The sequence below is a fragment of the Shewanella electrica genome, assembly GCF_022321485.1.
Taxonomy (GTDB): Bacteria; Pseudomonadota; Gammaproteobacteria; order Enterobacterales; family Shewanellaceae; genus Shewanella; species Shewanella electrica.
This window is the reverse complement of sequence record NZ_JAKOGG010000717.1, coordinates 1-240: the sequence shown is the minus strand read 5'-3', so window position 1 is coordinate 240 and position 240 is coordinate 1. Positions and strand designations below refer to the sequence as shown.

Annotated in this window: 1 protein-coding gene; it reads left to right on the top strand. The window is 42.5% G+C overall.

What is annotated here, in order from left to right; genetic code table 11:
• Window positions 1-37: 37 nt before the first annotated feature.
• On the top strand, window positions 38-240 hold a 203-nt coding region (locus L9G74_RS21890; RefSeq protein WP_238899011.1), incomplete at its 3' end, for an AAA family ATPase.

Here is a 240-nt window from a genome sequence, read left to right as displayed (position 1 = left end):
AAAGAGTTCGAGTCATGGATGGAAAGTAGGTGACAGCGTGGCCAAAATCATTGCTGTAGCAAATCAAAAAGGTGGCGTCGGCAAAACGACGACGGCTGTCAATTTAAGTGCTTGTTTAGCGCATATTGGTAAAAGAGTTTTGCTTGTTGACATTGATCCACAAGGGAATGCAACAAGTGGAGTAGGTGTTGAAAAAGGTGATGTCGATGAGTGTGTCTATGATATTCTTGTCGAAGATGT